Raw genomic sequence first — 18,713 nt, 5'->3', positions numbered from 1 at the left:
CCGCCAGTGAGATCCCCGTCGGCGGCGGCAAGGTCTTCGAGGACGCGAAGGTCGTGGTGTGCCAGCCGGCGCAGGGGCAGTTCAAGGCGTACTCCGCGGCCTGCACCCACAAGGGGTGCAGCGTCGACTCGGTGTCCGGAGGCATGATCAACTGCCCCTGCCACGGCAGCAAGTTCAAGATCGCCGACGGTTCGGTGGCCAGCCCGCCGGCGGAGGAGCCGCTGGAGGAGAAGCAGATCACCGTTCAGGGCGACCGGATCATGCTCGCCTGAGCGTCTTGGTGCGCGGCGGGCCGTCCTCGGACGGGGCGGCCCGCCTGCCGTCCGCGCGCCCGCCGTCCGCGCGCCCGCCGTCCGCGCGCCCGCCGTCCGCGCGCCCGCCGGCCGACTGTCCGCCGATGATCTCTCCGTCGGCGGGCTCCCGGGCGTCCGCGAGGTCCTCGTCCGCGGCGTCGCCGGGTGAGGCGTCGCCGGGGGCGAGGCGGAAGCGGGGGAGGGCGCCGGGGTAGTGCTCGCGGACGTGGGAGATCAGGTGCTCGCGCATGTCGCAGCGCAGGTCCCAGGTGCTCGCCGAGTCGGCGGCGCTCATCAGGGCCCGGAGCGTGACCAGTCCGTTCGGCTGCACCTCGACCGCCTGCAGGACCCACTCCCGCCGGTCCCACAGCGGGTTCTCCTTGAGCGCCGAGTACAGTTCGTCGCGCAGTTCCTCGATGGGGACCGACCAGTCGAGATGCAGCTCGACCGAGCCGAGGAGCCGGTTGGAGTGCCGGGTCCAGTTCTCGAACGGCTGTTCGGTGAAGTGCGAGACCGGGAAGATCATCCGGCGGTCGTCCCAGAGGCGCAGCACCACGTACGAGAGGGTCAGCTCCTCGACCCGGCCCCACATGCCCTGCGTGACGACGATGTCGTCCAGGCGCAGCGCGTCGCTGAACGCCAGTTGCAGCCCGGCGAGCAGGTTGCCGAGCGTGGGCCGCGCGGCGATGCCGACGACCAGCCCGGCGACGCCCGCCGAGGCCAGCACCCCGGCGCCGACGGCCCGCACGCCCGGGAAGGTGAACAGGGCGGCGCCCACCGCGAGGACCACGATCAGGACGGCCGCGATGCGGCGGAGCAGGAGCATCTGGGTGCGGGCCTTCCTGGCCCGCCGGTTGCGCTCGCCCTCGATGCGCATCAGCCGCGCGAGCGGCGGATCGGTCAGCGTGTAGCCGATCCGCAGCACCAGCCAGGTGGTGGCGCCGATCGCCGCGATCCGCAGCGCGTGCCGGACCGCGCCCTCCGCCCCGGCGTCCAGCACGTGGTACGGCATCGCGGTGCTGGTGCCGACCACGGCCGCGAACGCGAACGCCGGTGCGGCGCAGCGCGCGGCGACTCGCCCGGCCCCGGGCCATCGCGCCGACAGCCGGCCGGCCAGGAGCCGCCGGCCGCCCTCCACGATGATCACGGATGTGGCTACGGCGGCCGCCAGGACGGCCCATGCCCACAGCGCGGACACCTGTGCAACGCCCCCTCAGGATCTTCCGGAAACTCCGATCGACCCTCCCTTTCCACTCGTTTGGGCATCATCCAGGTGAAAGGGGAGATCTCCGTCACCCCCGGGCGCGGCGCGCGGGAGCGCGGCGTGTCGGTACGGCCCACTAGGCTTCTGAGCGTGGCAGATCCGGCGACCTACCGACCCGCACCGGGCTCCATCCCGGAATCCCCCGGGGTATACCGCTTCCGCGACGAGCACGGCCGGGTCATCTACGTGGGCAAGGCCAAGAGCCTGCGCCAGCGCCTGAACTCCTACTTCGCCGACTTCGCCGCCCTGCACCCCCGCACGCAGACGATGGTGCGGACCGCCGCCCGCGTCGACTGGACCGTCGTCGGCACCGAGGTCGAGGCGCTCCAGCTCGAATACTCCTGGATCAAGGAGTTCGATCCCCGGTTCAACGTCCGCTACCGCGACGACAAGTCCTATCCGTACCTCGCCGTCACCCTGAACGAGGACTTCCCGAGGGTGATGGTGATGCGCGGAGCCAAGCGCAAGGGCGTTCGCTACTTCGGGCCGTACTCCCACGCGTGGGCGATCCGGGAGACGGTCGACCAGCTGCTGCGCGTGTTCCCCGTCCGGACGTGCAGCGCCGGCGTGTTCAAGCGGCAGCACCAGCTCGACCGGCCCTGCCTGCTCGGCTACATCGGCAAGTGCTCGGCGCCGTGCGTGGGCCGCGTCTCCCCGGACGAGCACCGCCTCCTCGCCGAGGACTTCTGCGACTTCATGGCGGGCCACACCGCCCGCTTCACCAAGCGCCTCGAACGCGACATGCGCGAGGCCGCCGCGTCCCAGGAGTACGAGCGCGCCGCCCGGCTCCGCGACGACATCCGCGCCCTGGAACGCGCCCTGGAGAAGCAGACGGTCGTCCTCGCCGACTCCACCGACTGCGACATGATCGCCTTCGCCGAGGACGAGCTGGAGGCGGCCGTCCAGGTCTTCTACGTGCGCGGCGGGCGCATCCGCGGGCAGCGCGGCTGGGTGGTCGACAAGGTCGAGGACGTCACCACCTCCGACCTGGTCGAGCACTTCCTCATCCAGATCTACAGCGAGAGCGAGTCGGTGCCGCGCGAGGTGCTCGTCCCCGCGCTGCCGCCCGAGGAGCACGCCATGACCGAGCTGCTGTCCGAGCAGCGCGGCGGGCCCGTCCGGGTGCGCGTCCCGCAGCGCGGCGACAAGAAGTCCCTGCTGGAGACCGTCGCCCGCAACGCGCACGAGGCGCTCAAGCAGCACAAGACACGCCGCGCGTCCGACCTGACCACCCGCAGCCGCGCGCTGCAGGAGATCCAGGAGTCGCTGGAACTGGACGACGCGCCGCTGCGCATCGAGTGCTACGACGTCTCCAACCTGCAGGGTACGAACGTGGTCGCGTCCATGGTCGTGTTCGAGGACGGCCTGGCCCGCAAGAGCGAGTACCGCCGGTTCACGATCAAGGCCGTCGAGGGGCAGGACGACGTCCGCTCGATCCGCGAGGTCGTCACCCGCCGGTTCAAGCGCTACCTCGCCGAGAGCGAGAAGATGGGCGAGCTGGACCACCTCGGAGACCCGGACGAGGAGGGCGCGCACCAGCCGGTCGACCCGGAGACCGGCAGGCCGCGCAGGTTCGCCTACCCGCCCAACCTGGTGATCGTCGACGGCGGCCCGCCGCAGGTCGCCGCCGCGCAGCGGGCACTCGAAGAGCTGGGCGTCGACGACATCGCGGTCTGCGGCATCGCCAAGCGGCTGGAGGAGCTGTGGCTGCCCGGCGAGGACGACCCGGTGATCCTGCCGCGCAACAGCGAGGGCATGTTCCTCGTGCAGCGGGTCCGCGACGAGGCGCACCGCTTCGCCATCACCTTCCACCGTCAGCGGCGCTCCAAGTCCATGACGGTCAGCGAACTCGATAACGTTCCGGGTCTGGGCCCGGCGCGCCGCGCGGCGCTGCTGAAACACTTCGGCTCGCTGAAGCGGCTGAAGGACGCGACGCCCGAGCAGGTCGCCGAGGTCCCGGGGATCGGGATGCGCAGCGCCGAGGGAATCGTCGCGGCGCTGCACGGCACCGCCTCGCCCGGGAACTCCGGCGGGGACTCCCGGGACCGGGACGGCGGCGCGGGCACGGGCGGAGACGGGGAGCACAGGGGGAGACGGGCATGACCACCGAGACGAAGATCCCGGACATCGTGATAGTCACCGGCATGTCCGGGGCGGGCCGCAGCACCGCGGCCAAGTCCCTGGAGGACCTCGACTGGTTCGTGGTCGACAACCTGCCGCCCGGCCTGCTGGCGACGATGGCCGACCTCGGCGGCCGGGTGAAGGACGCGGTGCCCCGCATCGCCGTCGTCGTCGACGTCCGCAGCCGCGCCTTCACCGAGGACCTGCACTCCTCGATCGCCGAGCTGGAGGCGCGCGGCGTCCACCCGCGGGTGGTGTTCCTGGAGGCCGGGGACGACGACCTCGTGCGCCGCTTCGAGAGCGTCCGGCGCCCCCACCCGCTGCAGGACGACGGGCGCCTCGTCGACGGCATCGCGCGGGAGCGCGAGCTGGTCCGCGAGGTCCGCGCCGAGGCCGATCTGGTGATCGACACCAGCGGGCTCAACGTGCACGAGCTGCGCAACAAGATCATCGGTTTCTTCGGCAACGACACCGGCGAGTCCAGCCTGCGCGCGACCGTCGTCTCGTTCGGCTACAAGTACGGCCTGCCCGTCGACGCCGACCTCGTCGTCGACTGCCGGTTCCTGCCGAACCCGCACTGGGTGCCGGAGCTGCGGCCGAAGACGGGCCGCGACACCGCCGTCCGCGACTACGTCCTCGGCCAGCCCGGCGCCAAGGAGTTCCTGGACGCCTACGCCGAGGTCCTGCGCCTTCTCGCCGGCGGCTACGAGCGCGAGGGCAAGCACTACGTGACCCTCGCCGTGGGATGTACCGGTGGCAAACACCGTAGTGTGGCCATGGCGGAACAGATCGCCGCCCGGCTGCGGGACGAGGGCATCGAGGTCCAGGTCGCCCACCGTGACCTCGGCCGCGAGTGATACCCGCCCGGGGCCGGCGCGGGTCCCGGACGAGGAGAGTAACGGCACGGTGAAGCCCAACGGCCCGAAGGTCGTCGCGCTCGGCGGCGGCCATGGCCTCTATGCCTCGCTGTCGGCGCTGCGCCGCGTCACCGACCGGTTGACCGCGATCGTCACCGTCGCCGACGACGGCGGCTCCAGCGGGCGGCTCCGCCGCGAGCTGGGCGTGCTGCCGCCCGGCGACCTGCGCATGGCGCTGGCCGCCCTGTGCGGGGACGACGAGTGGGGCCAGACGTGGCGGGACGTGGTGCAGCACCGCTTCGGCAGCGAGGGCGACCTGCGCGGCCACGCCGTCGGCAACCTCCTCATCGTCGCCCTGTGGGAACTGCTCGGCGAGGTCGCGCCGGACGCCGCCGGCGGGGCGGGCTCCACCGTCGCCGGCCTCGACTGGGTCGGCCGCCTCCTCGGCGCGCACGGCCGGGTCCTGCCGATGGCCGCCGTCCCGATGGACATCGTCGCCGAGGTCCGCGGCGCCGACCCGTCCCGCCCGGACGAGATCGCCCACGTCAAAGGGCAGGTCGCCTGCGCGAGAACGCCCGGCAGCGTCCTCGGGGTGTCCCTCGTCCCCGCCGACCCGCCCGCGTGCCCCGAGGCCCTCGCCGCCGTCGAGGACGCCGACTGGATCGTGTTCGGCCCCGGCTCCTGGTTCACCAGCGTCCTGCCGCACCTCAAGGTGCCCGCCCTGGCCCGCGCCCTGACCTCCTCCCGCGCCCGCCGCGCCGTCGCGCTGAACCTCGCGCCGCAGCCCGGCGAGACCGACGACTTCTCCCCGCAGACCCACCTGGAGGTCCTGCGGGCCCACGCGCCCGACCTCAGCGTGGACGTGGTCGTCGCCGACGGCGGCGTGGTGGACGATCCGGCCGCCCTCGACAAGGCCGTCCAGGCGATCGGCGGGCGTCTCGTCCTCGCCGACGTCGCCGCCGACGACGGTTCACCGCGTCATGAACCCGCCCGTCTGGCCCAAGCCTTCTACAAGATATTCACTGACTGACGACCCGCGGGGCCGGGATCGGCCAGACTGCTGGGAGTCCGATAGGGGGAGGGGTTCATCAGATGGCGATGACCGGTGTGGTCAAGGACGAGCTGAGCAGGCTCACGGTCATGAAGCCGTGCTGCCGCAAGGCCGAGGTCTCGACGCTGCTGCGCTTCGCGGGGGGGCTGCACCTGGTCAGCGGCCGTATCGTGATCGAGGCCGAAATCGACACCGGCGTCGCGGCACGGCGCCTGATCAAGGACGTCGCGGAGGTGTTCGGCCACACCTCCGAGGTGGTCGTGCTCGCCCCGAGCGGACTGCGCAAGGGCAACCGCTACGTCGTCCGCGTCTTCCGGGACGGCGAGTCGCTCGCCCGGCAGACCGGCCTCATCGACAACAACGGCCGGCCCGTCCGCGGCCTGCCCCGGCACGTCGTCGCGGGCGCGGCCTGCGACGCCGAGTCCGCCTGGCGCGGCGCGTTCCTCGCGCACGGCTCGCTCACCGAGCCCGGCCGGTCCATGTGCCTGGAGGTGACCTGCCCGGGCCCCGAGGCGGCGCTCGCCCTCGTCGGCGCCGCCCGCCGCCTCAAGATCCACGCCAAGGCCCGCGAGGTCCGCGGCGTCGACCGCGTCGTCGTCCGCGACGGCGACGCGATCAGCGCCCTGCTCACCCGCCTCGGCGCCCACGACAGCGTCCTCGCCTGGGAGGAACGCCGCATGCGGCGCGAGGTCCGCGCCACCGCCAACCGCCTCGCCAACTTCGACGACGCCAACCTGCGCCGGTCCGCCCGCGCCGCCGTCGCCGCCGGGGCCCGCGTCGCCCGCGCCCTGGAGATCCTCGGCGACGACGCCCCCGAGCACCTGGTCAGCGCCGGCCGCCTCCGCCTGGAGCACAAGCAGGCGTCCCTGGAGGAGCTCGGCCAGCTCTCCGACCCGCCCCTCACCAAGGACGCCATCGCCGGCCGCATCCGCCGCCTCCTGGCCATGGCCGACAAGCGCGCCGGCGACCAGGGCGTCCCCGGCACCGACGCCAACCTGACCGCCGACATGCTCGCTCCGTAGTTTTTGTAGTTCCCTTGGCGTCGGGCCCTGGGGGCCCTCCTTCGGCGGGAACTACGGTGCGATCGCTGCATCGCTCCGGCTCGCCTGGCGGCTCGCTGCGCGATCAGGTTCTCGCAAGCTCGAACCTGCCTTCGGTCGCGATCGCGACGTTTGAGGTCGTCGCGTGGTTGGGGTGCGGGCTGAGGTGGGTGCGCCTTTTCAGTGCCACGGCAGGGTCTTGGAGGGTGCCCTGGTGTTGGACGTTCAGGGGGTTATTCGCGGGTCAGGTCGCCTCTGAGGATTCGGTGGATCAGGTCTTCGCGGAGTTGGCCGTAGCCGGTCTCGGCCCAGATGCTCTCGGTCGGGTCGGCCTCGTAGTAGGGGACGTCGCGGCCGTCGCGGTGGTCCAGGAGGACGTCGGGGGTCTGCTTCTGGCGGGCCGTGCGGGCGCAGTCGCGGCAGGTCCGGACGTGGAGGCGCTTGCGGGAGCCGATGGGGCGCCAGTCGAGCTTGGTCGTGGCGTCCCCGTGCAGGGGGTTGAAGAAGCACAGGGGGATCGGGGGGATCTCCGGTTCGCCCTTCGCGGCCGCCTGCGCCGAGGCGAGGGCGTCGCGGCCCTGGTCGACCAGGACGAGGACGCCGGCGAGGTCGGGGACGCCGCGGGCGGCGTCGAGGGTCTTGCCGGCGGCCTGGTAGGCGTCGAGGGCGCGGGTCATCAGGGTCCGGGCCCGTTCGCCGGTGGCGGGGGTGCTGCTCTCGTCGAGGAGTTCGCCGAACGCGATGACCTCGCGGGACGCCTGCTCGCGGAGTTGCTCCTCGCTGGCGCGGCTCGCGGTGGCGAACACCGTGCGGGGCATCAGGAGGCCGTTGTCCTCGCGGCTGACGGATGCCATGCGGCGCCGCCGCCACAGCAGGAGGCCCGCGACGCCGGCCACAGCGACGCCGGCCGCGCCCAGGGGGAGGGCGAGGCCGCCGTCCCCCTCCGACGCGGTGCCGGGGGCGTCCCTCTCGCGGATCTTCTTGACGCGCTCGCTGAGCTCGTCGGAGACGCGCTTGTACTCCTGGGAGGCCTTCCCAGAGATGATCAGGTCGAGGATGCGGGACAGCCGGGCGGCGAGCGGCGTGTCGTCCATGGCGCGGTCGAACTTGACGGCCCGCGCGGCGTCGGCGGCCTGGTGGTCGCCGCCCCACTCTTCCGCGGCCAGGTCCTGGTTGTCGTCGTCGAAGGTGATGAAGATGCCGTCGCGGCCCAGCCGGTCGTGGACGACGGTCGCGAGCTGCTCGCCGTCGGTCCACGTGCCGCCCTGGACCAGCGGGACGAGCACGACGAAGACGGGCGCGGGCGCCTTCCCGGCCTTGGCGATGAGCTTGCGCCGCTCCGCCTCGGGGAGCGCGGACGCCAGCGACGGGTCGACGTGGATCGGGGAGCGGCGGAGCGCGGCGGCCAGCCGTTCGCCGGGGGACGGTTCAGTCAACACCGAGATACCTCATCACCCTTGGGAGGAACTTCTTGCCGTGGGCGCCCCATGCCTCGTCCCGCCATACGCCGGGGATCGCGGTGTGGGGGCGGCGGCCGTCCGGTCCGGGGACCCTGAGCAGGTTCGCGACGGTCAGCCCGCCCCGCTTGTCGAGCTGCGCGCAGGCCGCGCAGAGCGGGCACGGCCGGGGCAGGCGGTTGTCGACCTTCGGGACGTGCCTGCGCACCGTGGACTCGCCGTGCAGCGGGTTCACCAGGCAGGGCGCGGGAGGCGTGGCGGTGTCCCGGACGAGGGCGACGCGGCCTTGCCGGGAGAGGACGATCGCGCCGACGAGGTCGACGGCGCGGCTCTCGTCGTCCTTGGCGTCGTCGTAGAGGATCTGCGCGGCGTCGTAGGCGGAGACGGCGTAGGCGCGGCCCTTCTCGGCTTCGGCCGTGGCGAGCAGCAGGCGAAGCCGTTCCAGTTCCCTGGCCGCCTGCCTGCGCAACCGGCGCATGCCGGGCTTGGTGCCGGTCCAGTTGTGCTTGAGGACCTTCCCCTTGTCCCGGGGGGCCCTCCGGACGCCCAGCAGGGCGAGGAGACCGAGCCCGAGCCAGTACAGCAGCGGGGCGGCGATCGGCCCGGCTATGAAGAGCCCGGTGAGGAACGGGGCCTGGATCTCGGGGTCGCGTGCCGTGAACCTGTTCTCCTCCCCGAACGGTTCCGGGGTGGAGTACAGGGTCGGCAGGGTGGGCGACCTCGTGGGTGCTGTGGCGTAGGCGTTCAGCCGCTCGGTGATCCGCTCCGCGAGCCCTTCGAACGGACGCTCGGTGTCGGCCGGCTTCCAGCTTCCCGGTTCGCCCTCGTCCAGCGACGAGTACCTGTAGCGGCGCGGGACCCGGAAAGCCTCCGAGTCCATGTATCCGCGCGAATCGACCATCAGGTAGAGCCCGTCGCGCTTGGACCGCTCGTGCAGGGCGAACAGGAACGCCTCGTTGCGGCCCTGGGACTCGGAGTCGTTCGGGTTCGGGATGACGACGACATAGGCGGGGACGCCGAGCTGCCGCCCGGTCCTGCCGACGGCCTGCTGGATCCGGCCGCGCTCGGACTCGTCGAGAGCGGCGCTGACGTCGGGGTCGACGAACAGGGGGCTCTTGCCGAGAGCCGCCGCGACCCTGTCCACCCGGTCGTGGGCGTGCGGGGGATCGTTCGCGGCCGCGGCGGGTGCCGGCCACGCGGTCAGGACGGTCAGGACGAGGGCGCCGAGGAGCGCCTGTGCACGTCTCATCGGCGCCCCTTCTCCGGCTTCTTCGCCTGTGGTTTCTTCGGCTGTGGCTTCTTCGTCCGTTGCGGTTTCGCCCGGCGGATGCGGCGGTGGATCAGGAAAGCGAGGAAGGGCACGCCGGTGAGCGCGGCGCCCCCGCCGAACACGCCCCACTCCACGTACGCCGCCCGGCGGTCCGCGGCGTCGTCGGCGTCCAGCCTCTTGCGGACCTCCGACTCCGGCCTCGGGCCCCTCCGGTCGGCGCGCTCCCGCGCCCTGCCCGACAGCGCGACGTCGACGAACCGCGCGACCTGCTCGGGTGCGGTCGCGTCGGAGGGCAGCTCCACCCGCGTGGCCTGCAAGGCGTCCTTCACCGGAAGGCGCCGGGTGCCGCCGAACTGGCGCACCCCCGCGTCGGAGGTGGAGGGCGAGATCACGAGGTAGATCCCGTCCTCGCGCACCCGGTCGCGGAGGAGCGCGATGAGGTCCTCGGCGGCGCCGTCGAGCCCGAGTTCGATGGTGGGCGTCACCGCCACGTACGCGGGCACTCCGAGCCGGGCGACGGACGCCTTGATCTGCTCGGCGGCGTCGGGCGGCAGCACCCGCTGGGCGTGGTCGGTGACGTAGACGGGATCGCGGCGCAGTTCCGCGGCGATGTGATCGGCGCGGGTCACCGGGTTGGCGCGTTCCAGGCCGGCGGCCGGGGCGGCGAGCAGGCAGCCGAGCAGGCCGGTCATGATCAGGACAAACCACGCGCGCCACATGGACGGGGATTGTAGTGATGATCGCCGTGATGTCGTGACCGGGGACGCGACCCGGCGATCCCCCGGCCGGGGGAGGCGGGCTCACCCCGGGAATCCCACGTCGCCGGTGTCAAGCTACCCGCGGGTCATTGGATAGGGTCGAAGGCAGGGGGAGACCCCGGATCGACCGTAGTTTTGACGGCCCGGACGACGCCGGGCGCTATCGATGTGCGAGGAGAGCCGTTCCGTGACCATCCGAGTAGGCATCAACGGGTTCGGCCGGATCGGCCGCAACTTCTACCGAGCCGTGAAGGCGTCCGGGGCCGACATCGAGATCGTGGCGGTCAACGACCTGACCGACAACGCCACGCTCGCCCACCTGCTCAAGTACGACAGCATCCTCGGCCGCTTCCCCGAGGACGTGCGCGCGGGCACGGACGAGATCGTCGTCGGCGGCAAGAGCATCAAGGCGTTTGCGGAGCGCGACCCCGCCAACCTCAAGTGGAGTGATGTCGGCGCCGACATCGTCGTAGAGTCCACCGGGTTCTTCACCGACGCGACCAAGGCCAAGGTGCACGCCGACAACGGCGCCAAGAAGGTGATCATTTCCGCGCCGGCCAAGAACGAGGACGTCACCGTCGTCTTCGGCGTCAACGAGGACCAGTACGACGCCGCGAACCACACGGTGATCTCCAACGCGTCCTGCACCACGAACTGCCTGGCCCCGCTGGCGAAGGTGCTGCACGACTCCTTCGTCATCGAGAAGGGCCTGATGACGACGATCCACGCCTACACCCAGGACCAGAACCTGCAGGACGGCCCGCACGCGGACCTGCGCCGCGCCCGCGCCGCCGCGCTGAACGTCGTGCCGGCCTCCACCGGCGCCGCCAAGGCCATCGGCCTGGTGATGCCCGAGCTGAACGGCAAGCTGAACGGCTACGCGCTGCGCGTCCCGCTGCCGACCGGCTCGGCCACCGACCTCACCGTGACGCTGTCCCGCGAGGTCACGGCCGAGGAGGTCAACGAGGCGTTCAAGACCGCGGCCGAGGGCCCGCTGAAGGGCTACCTCACCTACACCGAGGACCCGATCGTCTCCTCCGACATCGTCACCGACCCGGCGTCCTGCATCTTCGACTCCGGGCTGACGAAGGTCATCGGCGACCAGGTCAAGGTCGTCGGCTGGTACGACAACGAGTGGGGCTACTCCAACCGCCTCGTCGACCTCGTCAAGCTCGTCGGCTCGCAGCTCTGACCGAAGCCGATCCGCGCCGTGACCGCGCGCCTGGGCGCGCGGTCACGGCGCGGCCGTGTACGGAAGGACACCGGACATCCCGATGCGCACCATTGACGATCTCGACGTCGCCGGAAGGCGCGTGCTCGTCCGCGCGGACCTGAACGTCCCGCTCCAGAGCGGCTCCATCACCGACGACGGGCGGATCCGGGCGAGCCTGCCGACGATCGAGGCGCTGCGGACCCGGGGCGCCAAGGTCATCGTCTGCGCCCACCTCGGCCGCCCCAAGGGCGAAGTCAAGCCCGAGTTCTCCCTGGCCCCGGTCGCGGAACGGCTCGGTGAGCTGCTCGGCGCGGACGTGACGGCCGCGCGCGACGTCGTCGGCGACTCCGCCCGCGCCGCCGTGGACGGCCTCGCGGACGGCGGTGTCGCGCTGCTGGAGAACCTGCGCTTCGAGCCGGGCGAGACCAGCAAGGACGACGCCGAGCGCGGCGCGTTCGCCGACCGGCTCGCCGCGCTGGCCGATCTCTACGTGGGGGACGGGTTCGGCGCCGTCCACCGCAGGCACGCGTCCGTCTACGACGTGCCGGAGCGGCTGCCGCACGCCGCCGGCGGGCTGATCGCCGCCGAGGTCGAGGTGCTGAAGAGGCTCACCGAGGACGTCGAGCGGCCCTACGCCGTCGCGCTCGGCGGCTCCAAGGTGTCCGACAAGCTCGGGGTGATCGACAACCTGCTCGGCAAGGCCGACCGCATCCTGATCGGCGGCGGCATGGTGTTCACGTTCCTGAAGGCCCAGGGGCACGAGGTCGGCAAGAGCCTCCTGGAGGAGGACCAGCTCGACACCGTCCGCGAATACCTGCGGCGCGCCGGAGAGGCCGGTGTGGAGTTCGTGCTCCCCGTCGACATCGTCGCCGCCACCGCGTTCGCCGCCGACGCGGAGCACGACGTGGTCGCCGCCGACGCCATCCCGTCCGACCGGCTCGGCCTGGACATCGGCCCCGAGTCCGGCAAGCTGTTCGCCGCGCGCCTCGCCGACGCCCGCACCGTGTTCTGGAACGGCCCGATGGGCGTGTTCGAGATGGAGCCCTACTCGCACGGCACCCGCGCCGTCGCGCAGGCGCTCCTCGACTCCGGCGCGTTCACCGTGGTCGGCGGCGGCGACTCGGCCGCGGCGGTGCGGCGACTCGGCTTCGACGAGACCGCCTTCTCCCACATCTCGACCGGCGGCGGCGCGAGCCTCGAATACCTCGAAGGCAAGACGCTGCCCGGCCTGCAGGCCCTGGAGGACTGACCGATGGCGCCCAAGAACCCTTCCGGCACGCAGAGCGGCCGCAAGCCGCTCATGGCGGGCAACTGGAAGATGAACAACAACCACTTCGACGCGATCAAGCTCGTGCAGAAGATGGCGTTCGCGCTGAAGGACGCCGACCACGACGCCGTCGACATCGCCGTGCTGCCGCCGTTCACGGCGATCCGCTCGGTGCAGACGCTGGTGGACGCCGACAAGCTCGGGATCCAGTACGGCGCGCAGGACGTCTCCGAGCACGCCTCGGGCGCGTACACGGGCGAGATCTCCGCCGCGATGCTGGCCAAGCTGGGATGCACCTATGTCACCGTGGGGCACTCCGAGCGCCGCCAGTACCACGCCGAGGACGACGCCGTCGTCAACGCCAAGGCCAGGGCCGCGCTCGGCGCGGACCTCAGCCCCATCCTGTGCGTGGGCGAGGGGCTGGAGGTCCGCAAGAGCGGCGGGCACGTCCCGCACGTCCTGGAGCAGCTGGACGGCGGGCTGGAGAAGATCCCCGCCGACCAGGTGCGGCGGACCGTGATCGCCTACGAGCCGGTCTGGGCGATCGGCACCGGCGAGGTCGCCACCCCGCAGGACGCGCAGGAGGTCTGCGCCGCCATCAGGACACGGCTCGCCGACCTGTACGACGGCGGACTGGCCGACCAGGTGCGTATCCTGTATGGCGGTTCGGTCAAGGGCGGCAACATCGCCAAGCTCATGGTGCAGGACGACGTGGACGGCGCCTTGGTCGGTGGTGCCAGCCTGGACCCGGGAGAGTTCGTCAAAATCTGCCGGTACCGGGATCTCCCTGTCTGATCAAAACTGATCAATTCTGCTTGAACTGGGGGTTCTTGCCGAACCAGCGGGTAGTTCGTCGTACCCTTCGTACCTGACGGGTAAACCGCCCGGCCCGACCCGCCGTCCTGAACTACGAAGACAAGGCGCTGGAGAATCGTGATCATCGCAACGTCCATCGTGCTCATCACCTCGAGCCTGCTGATGGTGGTCCTCGTCCTCATGCACAAGGGCAAGGGCGGCGGACTGTCCGACATGTTCGGCGGCGGCATCTCGACGTCGCTGGGCGGGTCCTCGGTGGTGGAGCGCAACCTCGACCGCCTGACCGTCGGCGTCGGCGTGATCTGGTTCGCCTCCATCGTCGTCCTGGGGCTGCTCTTCAAGGGCAACGGCGCCGGCTGAACCGCCCGTCCGGCACATGCGAGCGCCGCGCCGACCTGGAGGACACGGGCGGCGGCGGAAACACTGAGCGAGGAGTACTTCGTGGGTAGTGGCAACGCGATTCGGGGCAGCCGCGTCGGGGCCGGTCCGATGGGAGAGGCCGAGCGCGGCGACGCGGCCCCCCGCGTCTGGGTGACGTTCTACTGCGCCAACCGGCACGAGACCCGCCCCAGCTTCGCGACCGACGTCTCGGTCCCCGAGACCTGGGACTGTCCGCGCTGCGGCTTCCCCGCCGGGCAGGACTCGGAGAACCCCCCGGCGCCGCCGAGGACCGAGCCGTACAAGACGCACCTGGCGTACGTGAAGGAGCGCCGCAGCGACGAGGACGGCGAGGCCATACTCGAGGAGGCACTCGCCAAGCTCCGCGAGAAGCGCGCCGCCGTCAAGAAGGCCCTGGAGTCCGCCGGGCGCTGACGCCCGCCGCACACCACCGCACAGCCCGGCCCCCGCCGAGGGGGACCGGGCTCTGCTGTGTTCATGGCGTTTGTTTCCTCCGCCGGGCGGTCGCCGCGGGGGCGGCTCGCTATGATGGCGCGTACGCGACTGGCGCAGTCAAGGTGGAGACGACCACCGGGGAGCGAAAGCAGTCCGCACGCCGCGCGCCTGGGTGTACGGGTCCCCTACGCCGGGGCGCCCGAAGTCCCGGCGCGAGCAGCGCGGAGGCTCACGATGCACGAACCGGCCGTACCCCATCTGCAGGACCAGGACCCCGAGATCGCGGGGCTGGTGGAGGCCGAAGCCCGCCGCCAGTACGAGAAGATCCGGCTGATCGCCTCGGAGAACTACGTGTCGCCCGCCGTCCTCGAGGCCACCGGGAGCGTCCTGACCAACAAGTACTCCGAGGGCTACGCGGGCAAGCGGTACTACGAGGGCCAGCAGAACGTCGACCCGATCGAGTCGCTGGCCATCGACCGGGCGAAGGAGCTCTTCGGCGTCGAGCACGCCAACGTCCAGCCGTACTCGGGGTCGCCCGCCAACCTCGCCGTCTACATGGCGTTCCTGGAGCCCGGCGACAAGGTGATGGGCCTGTCGCTGCCGATGGGCGGCCACCTCACGCACGGCTGGTCGGTGTCGGCGACGGGCAAGTGGTTCACGCCCGTCCGGTACGACGTGCGCGCCGACACCGGCCGGGTCGACATGGACGAGGTCCGCGACCTGGCGCTCAGGGAGCGGCCCAAGCTCATCTGGTGCGGCGGCACCGCGATCCCGCGCACGATCGACTTCCCGGCGTTCGCGGAGATCGCCCGCGAGACCGGGGCGGTGCTGGCCGCGGACATCGCGCACATCGCGGGCCTCGTCGCGGGCGGTGCGCACCCGTCCCCGGCCGGCCACGCCGACGTGATCTCCACCACCACGCACAAGACGCTGCGCGGCCCGCGCGGCGCGATGATCATGTCGACGGCCGAGCACGCGAAGGCGGTCGACAAGGCCGTCTTCCCCGGCCTGCAGGGCGGCCCGCACAACCACACCACCGCCGCGATCGCCGTCGCGCTGAAGGAGGCCGCGCAGCGGGACTTCTCCGGGTACGCGAGCCGGATCGTCGCGAACGCCAGAGCGCTGGCCGCGGCGCTGCTGGAACGCGGCTACGACCTGATCTCCGGCGGTACCGACAACCACCTGATCCTGATCGACCTCACGAGCAAGGGCGTCGCGGGCAAGCCCGCCGCGCAGGCCCTCGACCGCGCCGGGATCGAGCTGAACCACAACGCGGTCCCGTTCGACCCGCGCAAGCCGTTCGACCCGTCCGGGCTGCGGATCGGCACCGCCGCGATCACCACCCGCGGGCTGGAGGAGGCGCGGATGCCGCAGGTCGCGGCGTGGATCGACGAGGTCGTCCAGGCCGCCGCCAAGCAGGACGGGACGGTCGTCGAGCGGGTCGCCGGGCAGATCCGCGAGATGCTCGCCGCGTACCCGATGCCGGGCTGGTCGACCGCGCCCTAGCGGCCGCGGAGGAGGGTGATCATGCGCCAGGCTCCGGGGTCGGTGAGGGCCACCGCGTCCTCGCCGGCCCCGAAGTCGCCGTACTGCGCGACGACCTCCAGCCCGCCGGCCAGGCGGATGACGGCGTCGAGCTCGGTGGCCGTCCAGAACCGGTAGGGGACGACGTCGCGCAGCACCCGCGCGGCGCCGTTCCCGGTGATCGTCATGGTGACGTGGTCGTCGGCGATCTGCGTCACCGGGTCGAGCCGGTCGGTCGGCTCGCCCCAGCGCACGCTCGCGTGGACGCCGTCGCGCTCGACCGTCCAGCCGGTGCTGACGGTCGGGTCATCGCTCAGCCGGTCGCGGGGGTGCGACATCTCGACGGCGTACAGGCCGCCGGGGGACAGGTGCGCCGCGGCCCGGCGCAGGTGCGCGACGAACGCGTCCAGCGCCATCAGGTGTGACGTGGAGTCGAGCATGGTCACGATGAGGTCGAACCGGCGGCCCAGGTCGAACCGGGTCATGTCGTCCTGGACGACCTCTAGCCCCACTCCGCCGCGCTGCGCCTCGCGGGCCGCGTAGGCGCACATTTCCGGATTCAGATCGAGCGCGGTCGCGGCCAGCCCGCGGCGGGCGAACTCGCGGGCGTGCTCTGCGGGACCGGCGGCCAGCTCCAGGACCGTCCCGGGCCGCCCCGCCGCGCGGTGCGCGGCGCACCAGGCGAGCAGGACGTCCACCTCGGCGGCCACGTCGCGGAACGAGCACGCCAGCTCGTACGCCCAGGGATCGTCGTAGATGCCGGTCACCCGGCCATCCTGCCAGCGCGCCCGGCCCCGCGTGTCACGCGACCGCCACGTCACCGTGCGCCCGGGTTCCACATACCGGACGGGGACTTGAGCACTCCCTGCCGACCGCCTACCGTGCGGTGGGTGATCGACCCCGTGAGCGGTGAGCCCGCCGACGACCGGCCTCCGCGCGGTCCGTCCACGACCCGCCTTCCCCTGCTGACCCCCGGCTCGCTCAGCGACGAGCAGCGGACCGTCTACGAGGCGCTGACCGGCGGCCCGCGCACCGCGGGGCGCACCCCGCCGGCCAACCTGGCCGACGAGTCCGGACGCCTCCTCGGCCCCTTCAACGCCATGCTCTACAGCCCGTCCGTGGGCCTGCCGCTGCAGGACCTCGGCGCCGCGCTGCGCTTCCGGACCGCGTTCACCAAGCGCGAGCGGGAGATCGCGACGCTGGTCGTCGCCGCGCACGTCCGCTCCGACTACGAGTGGTACGCGCACGAGCGGATCGGGCGCCGCGCCGGGCTCGGCGAGGACGAGATGGCCGCGCTGCGCGAGGGGCGCGCCCCCATGCTCGCCGACGTCCGCGAACGCGTCGTCTACGAGGCGACGCGGCAGCTCGTCGCCGAGGACGACCTCAGCGACGCCGTGTTCACCGAGGCCGCGGCCACGCTGGGCCGTACCGCCCTCGTGGAGCTGGTCACGCTCGTCGGGTACTACAAGGCGCTGGCGCTCCAGCTGCGCGTGTTCCGGGTGGGCGTCCCGGACGGCGAGACCCCGCCGCAGTGGCCCGCCGCGGAGGGCGGGGATGACTGAGGTCCTGCGCACGGTCCGGCTCGTCCTGCAGCCGCTGACCATGCGCGACCACGGCGCGCTGCTGACGCACTGGACGGGCCCCCTCGTCCGCCGCCACCTGTTCGCCGACCGGACGATCTCCGCCGTCCAGGTCACCGAGATCATCGACGCCAGCGAGCGGGACTTCGCCACCGAGGGCTACGGGCTGTGGGCGCTGCGCCCCGCCCGCTGGACCGCCGGGATCGACGGCGCCGCGCCGGGCGAGCCGCTGATCGGCGTGGCGGGGCTCAGCCATCACGACGGGCCGCTCGGCCACGGCGTGGACGTGGAGATCCTCTACAGCCTGGAACCGGAACGCTGGGGGCAGGGCCTCGCCGCCGAGGCGTCCCGCGCGGTGCTCGACTACGCGTTCGGGGTCGTCGGCCTGCACCGGGTCACCGCCGAGATCGACACGGCGAACCCGGCGTCGGCGGAGATCGCGCTGCAGCTGGGGATGCGCCGCCGCCGCGAGGGACCGGCCGGCCCGGACGGCGCCGCCTACTACTCGGCGGACCGCTCCCGGTGGATCGGATCCCGCCGCGTCGTCGACGCCGTCCTGTAGGTCCGTCCTGTAGGTCCGCCGCGTACGTCCCCGTGTCTGTCAGGAGGCGGCGGGCGGGCCGCCGCGCCAGGTGGGCAGCGGGTCGCGGCCCACCGCCACGTCGAAGGCGGCGCGGGCCAGGAGCCGGGTGGAGTCGAGCGTGGGCAGCGGAGAAACGCCGGGCGTCACCAGGAGCGGGATCTCGGTGCACACGAGCGCGACGGCGTCGCAGCCGCGCTCGGCGAGGCGTTCGATGATCCGCACGTACTCGCGGCGCGCGTCCTCGGTGACGACCCCGTTGACCAGCTCATCGAAGATGATCTTGTGGACGGTCGCCCGGTCCGCCTCGTCCGGGACCTCGGCGGCGATGCCGCGCTCCGCCAGCTCGCGGGGGTAGACGGTGCCGTCCATCGTGTAGCGGGTGCCGAGGACGCCGACGCGCGTCCGGCCGTCGCGGGCGGCGCGGCCGGCGACGACCCGCGCGATGTGCAGGCCGGGCAGCGGCAGATCGCCGCCGGGCCGTTCGAGCGCCATGTGCGCGGTGTTGTCCGGGCACACGAAGAAGTCCGCGCCCGCCGCCGCGAGCCGCCGGACGCTCTCGGCGAGCGTCGCCTTGATCGGGTCGTGGTCTCCGGCGTCCCAGGCGGGCATGCTCCGCGCCATCGCGATGAGGTCGAGCGTCACGTCCGGATGGTCGTCGGGCCCCAGTTCGCGGAAGCCCTCCTGGCAGAAGGCCCGGAGGCACAGCGCGGCGCCTTCCGCGCTGTGGGCGAGGATTCCGAGGTGCTTCACGGCAGGTCCCCCCAGGTCGGTGCGGTGATCACTTG

At 72.4% G+C, this 18,713-nt stretch carries 19 protein-coding genes and 1 riboswitch; of the genes, 13 read left to right on the top strand and 6 right to left on the bottom strand.

The annotated features are described in order from the left end of the window. Positions 1–272, top strand: a 272-nt coding sequence (locus E1285_RS19215; protein ID WP_132153945.1) for a Rieske (2Fe-2S) protein, incomplete at its 5' end; no start/stop codon positions are given. On the opposite strand, the gene E1285_RS19210 is transcribed toward E1285_RS19215, so the two are convergent. Continuing rightward, positions 259–1,491: a mechanosensitive ion channel domain-containing protein gene (locus tag E1285_RS19210; RefSeq protein ID WP_243722901.1), complete on the bottom strand. Its 1,233-nt coding sequence runs from the start codon at positions 1,489–1,491 to the stop codon at positions 259–261. The genes E1285_RS19215 and E1285_RS19210 overlap by 14 nt on opposite strands. A gap of 156 nt (positions 1,492–1,647) precedes the next feature. Here E1285_RS19210 and uvrC point away from each other — a divergent pair, with 156 nt between their 5' ends. The 4 genes from uvrC to whiA all read left to right on the top strand — a co-directional run bounded on the left by uvrC (position 1,648) and on the right by whiA (position 6,608). Continuing rightward, positions 1,648–3,660, top strand: coding sequence for an excinuclease ABC subunit UvrC (gene uvrC / locus E1285_RS19205; RefSeq protein ID WP_132153943.1), 2,013 nt, complete (start codon positions 1,648–1,650; stop codon positions 3,658–3,660). Further along, on the top strand, positions 3,657–4,535 hold the full coding sequence (rapZ, locus tag E1285_RS19200) for an RNase adapter RapZ (RefSeq protein WP_131876295.1): 879 nt from the start codon (positions 3,657–3,659) through the stop codon (positions 4,533–4,535). Before uvrC ends, rapZ begins: the two co-directional genes overlap by 4 nt. A gap of 49 nt (positions 4,536–4,584) precedes the next feature. Then, a complete protein-coding gene (gene yvcK, locus E1285_RS19195) occupies positions 4,585–5,565 on the top strand; it encodes a uridine diphosphate-N-acetylglucosamine-binding protein YvcK (RefSeq protein WP_132153941.1) in 981 nt (326 codons plus the stop codon). Between the two features lie 62 nt (positions 5,566–5,627). Then, positions 5,628–6,608, top strand: coding sequence for a DNA-binding protein WhiA (gene whiA, locus E1285_RS19190; RefSeq protein ID WP_132153939.1), 981 nt, complete (start codon positions 5,628–5,630; stop codon positions 6,606–6,608). 251 nt (positions 6,609–6,859) lie between these two features. Here whiA and E1285_RS19185 read toward each other — a convergent pair whose 3' ends face one another. The 3 genes from E1285_RS19185 to E1285_RS19175 are packed head-to-tail and all read right to left on the bottom strand — an operon-like array spanning position 6,860 to position 10,072. Next, complete coding sequence (locus E1285_RS19185) at positions 6,860–8,065, bottom strand: hypothetical protein (protein ID WP_132153937.1); 1,206 nt, start codon at positions 8,063–8,065, stop codon at positions 6,860–6,862. Continuing rightward, positions 8,055–9,332, bottom strand: coding sequence for a hypothetical protein (locus E1285_RS19180; RefSeq protein ID WP_132153935.1), 1,278 nt, complete (start codon positions 9,330–9,332; stop codon positions 8,055–8,057). The genes E1285_RS19185 and E1285_RS19180 overlap by 11 nt, the downstream gene beginning before the upstream one ends. Continuing rightward, positions 9,329–10,072 (bottom strand): hypothetical protein, encoded by a 744-nt coding sequence (locus E1285_RS19175; RefSeq protein WP_132153933.1) that lies wholly within the window; start codon positions 10,070–10,072, stop codon positions 9,329–9,331. Before E1285_RS19175 ends, E1285_RS19180 begins: the two co-directional genes overlap by 4 nt. 226 nt (positions 10,073–10,298) lie before the next feature. On the opposite strand from E1285_RS19175, the gene gap reads away from it, so the two are divergent. From gap to glyA, 6 genes are all read left to right on the top strand, one after another. Then, positions 10,299–11,303 (top strand): type I glyceraldehyde-3-phosphate dehydrogenase, encoded by a 1,005-nt coding sequence (gene gap / locus E1285_RS19170; protein WP_132153931.1) that lies wholly within the window; start codon positions 10,299–10,301, stop codon positions 11,301–11,303. A gap of 82 nt (positions 11,304–11,385) precedes the next feature. Continuing rightward, entirely contained in the window at positions 11,386–12,573 is a 1,188-nt protein-coding gene (locus E1285_RS19165; RefSeq protein ID WP_132153929.1) for a phosphoglycerate kinase, read from the top strand. 3 nt (positions 12,574–12,576) lie between these two features. Next, positions 12,577–13,386 carry a triose-phosphate isomerase gene (gene tpiA, locus E1285_RS19160; RefSeq protein WP_132153927.1) on the top strand — a complete coding sequence of 270 codons (810 nt, stop codon included), beginning with the start codon at positions 12,577–12,579 and terminating at the stop codon, positions 13,384–13,386. A 138-nt stretch (positions 13,387–13,524) separates the two neighbouring features. Next, positions 13,525–13,767 (top strand): preprotein translocase subunit SecG, encoded by a 243-nt coding sequence (gene secG, locus E1285_RS19155; RefSeq protein ID WP_132153925.1) that lies wholly within the window; start codon positions 13,525–13,527, stop codon positions 13,765–13,767. Positions 13,768–13,848: 81 nt separating this feature from the next. Beyond that, positions 13,849–14,220 (top strand): RNA polymerase-binding protein RbpA, encoded by a 372-nt coding sequence (locus E1285_RS19150; protein ID WP_132153923.1) that lies wholly within the window; start codon positions 13,849–13,851, stop codon positions 14,218–14,220. Between the two features lie 115 nt (positions 14,221–14,335). Further along, positions 14,336–14,422: riboswitch (ZMP/ZTP riboswitch) on the top strand. A gap of 53 nt (positions 14,423–14,475) precedes the next feature. After that, a complete protein-coding gene (glyA, locus tag E1285_RS19145) occupies positions 14,476–15,747 on the top strand; it encodes a serine hydroxymethyltransferase (RefSeq protein ID WP_132153921.1) in 1,272 nt (423 codons plus the stop codon). Here glyA and E1285_RS19140 read toward each other — a convergent pair. After that, positions 15,744–16,532, bottom strand: coding sequence for a class I SAM-dependent methyltransferase (locus E1285_RS19140; RefSeq protein ID WP_132153919.1), 789 nt, complete (start codon positions 16,530–16,532; stop codon positions 15,744–15,746). The genes glyA and E1285_RS19140 overlap by 4 nt on opposite strands. 123 nt (positions 16,533–16,655) lie before the next feature. Here E1285_RS19140 and E1285_RS19135 point away from each other — a divergent pair, with 123 nt between their 5' ends. Beyond that, positions 16,656–17,327: a carboxymuconolactone decarboxylase family protein gene (locus E1285_RS19135; RefSeq protein ID WP_243722900.1), complete on the top strand. Its 672-nt coding sequence runs from the start codon at positions 16,656–16,658 to the stop codon at positions 17,325–17,327. Continuing rightward, a complete protein-coding gene (locus E1285_RS19130) occupies positions 17,320–17,907 on the top strand; it encodes a GNAT family protein (protein ID WP_132153917.1) in 588 nt (195 codons plus the stop codon). The genes E1285_RS19135 and E1285_RS19130 overlap by 8 nt, the downstream gene beginning before the upstream one ends. A gap of 39 nt (positions 17,908–17,946) precedes the next feature. On the opposite strand, the gene E1285_RS19125 is transcribed toward E1285_RS19130, so the two are convergent. After that, on the bottom strand, positions 17,947–18,678 hold the full coding sequence (locus E1285_RS19125; protein WP_132153915.1) for an amino acid racemase: 732 nt from the start codon (positions 18,676–18,678) through the stop codon (positions 17,947–17,949). Between the last annotated feature and the right edge of the window lie 35 nt (positions 18,679–18,713).

This window comes from Actinomadura sp. 7K507 (genome assembly GCF_004348425.1).
Lineage (GTDB): Bacteria > Actinomycetota > Actinomycetes > Streptosporangiales > Streptosporangiaceae > Spirillospora.
The sequence above is the reverse complement of the archived record's forward strand: the minus strand, read 5'-3'. Positions and strand labels throughout refer to the sequence as shown.

Excerpts from the sequence above, each read along its gene's own strand:
- rapZ (WP_131876295.1), top strand. The coding sequence starts at position 3,657 with ATGACCACCGAGACGAAGATCCCGGACATCGTGATAGTCACCGGCATG.
- whiA (WP_132153939.1), top strand. The coding sequence starts at position 5,628 with ATGGCGATGACCGGTGTGGTCAAGGACGAGCTGAGCAGGCTCACGGTC.
- E1285_RS19180 (WP_132153935.1), bottom strand. The coding sequence starts at position 9,332 with ATGAGACGTGCACAGGCGCTCCTCGGCGCCCTCGTCCTGACCGTCCTG.
- E1285_RS19175 (WP_132153933.1), bottom strand. The coding sequence starts at position 10,072 with ATGTGGCGCGCGTGGTTTGTCCTGATCATGACCGGCCTGCTCGGCTGC.
- E1285_RS19165 (WP_132153929.1), top strand. The coding sequence starts at position 11,386 with ATGCGCACCATTGACGATCTCGACGTCGCCGGAAGGCGCGTGCTCGTC.
- tpiA (WP_132153927.1), top strand. The coding sequence starts at position 12,577 with ATGGCGCCCAAGAACCCTTCCGGCACGCAGAGCGGCCGCAAGCCGCTC.
- glyA (WP_132153921.1), top strand. The coding sequence starts at position 14,476 with ATGCACGAACCGGCCGTACCCCATCTGCAGGACCAGGACCCCGAGATC.
- E1285_RS19130 (WP_132153917.1), top strand. The coding sequence starts at position 17,320 with ATGACTGAGGTCCTGCGCACGGTCCGGCTCGTCCTGCAGCCGCTGACC.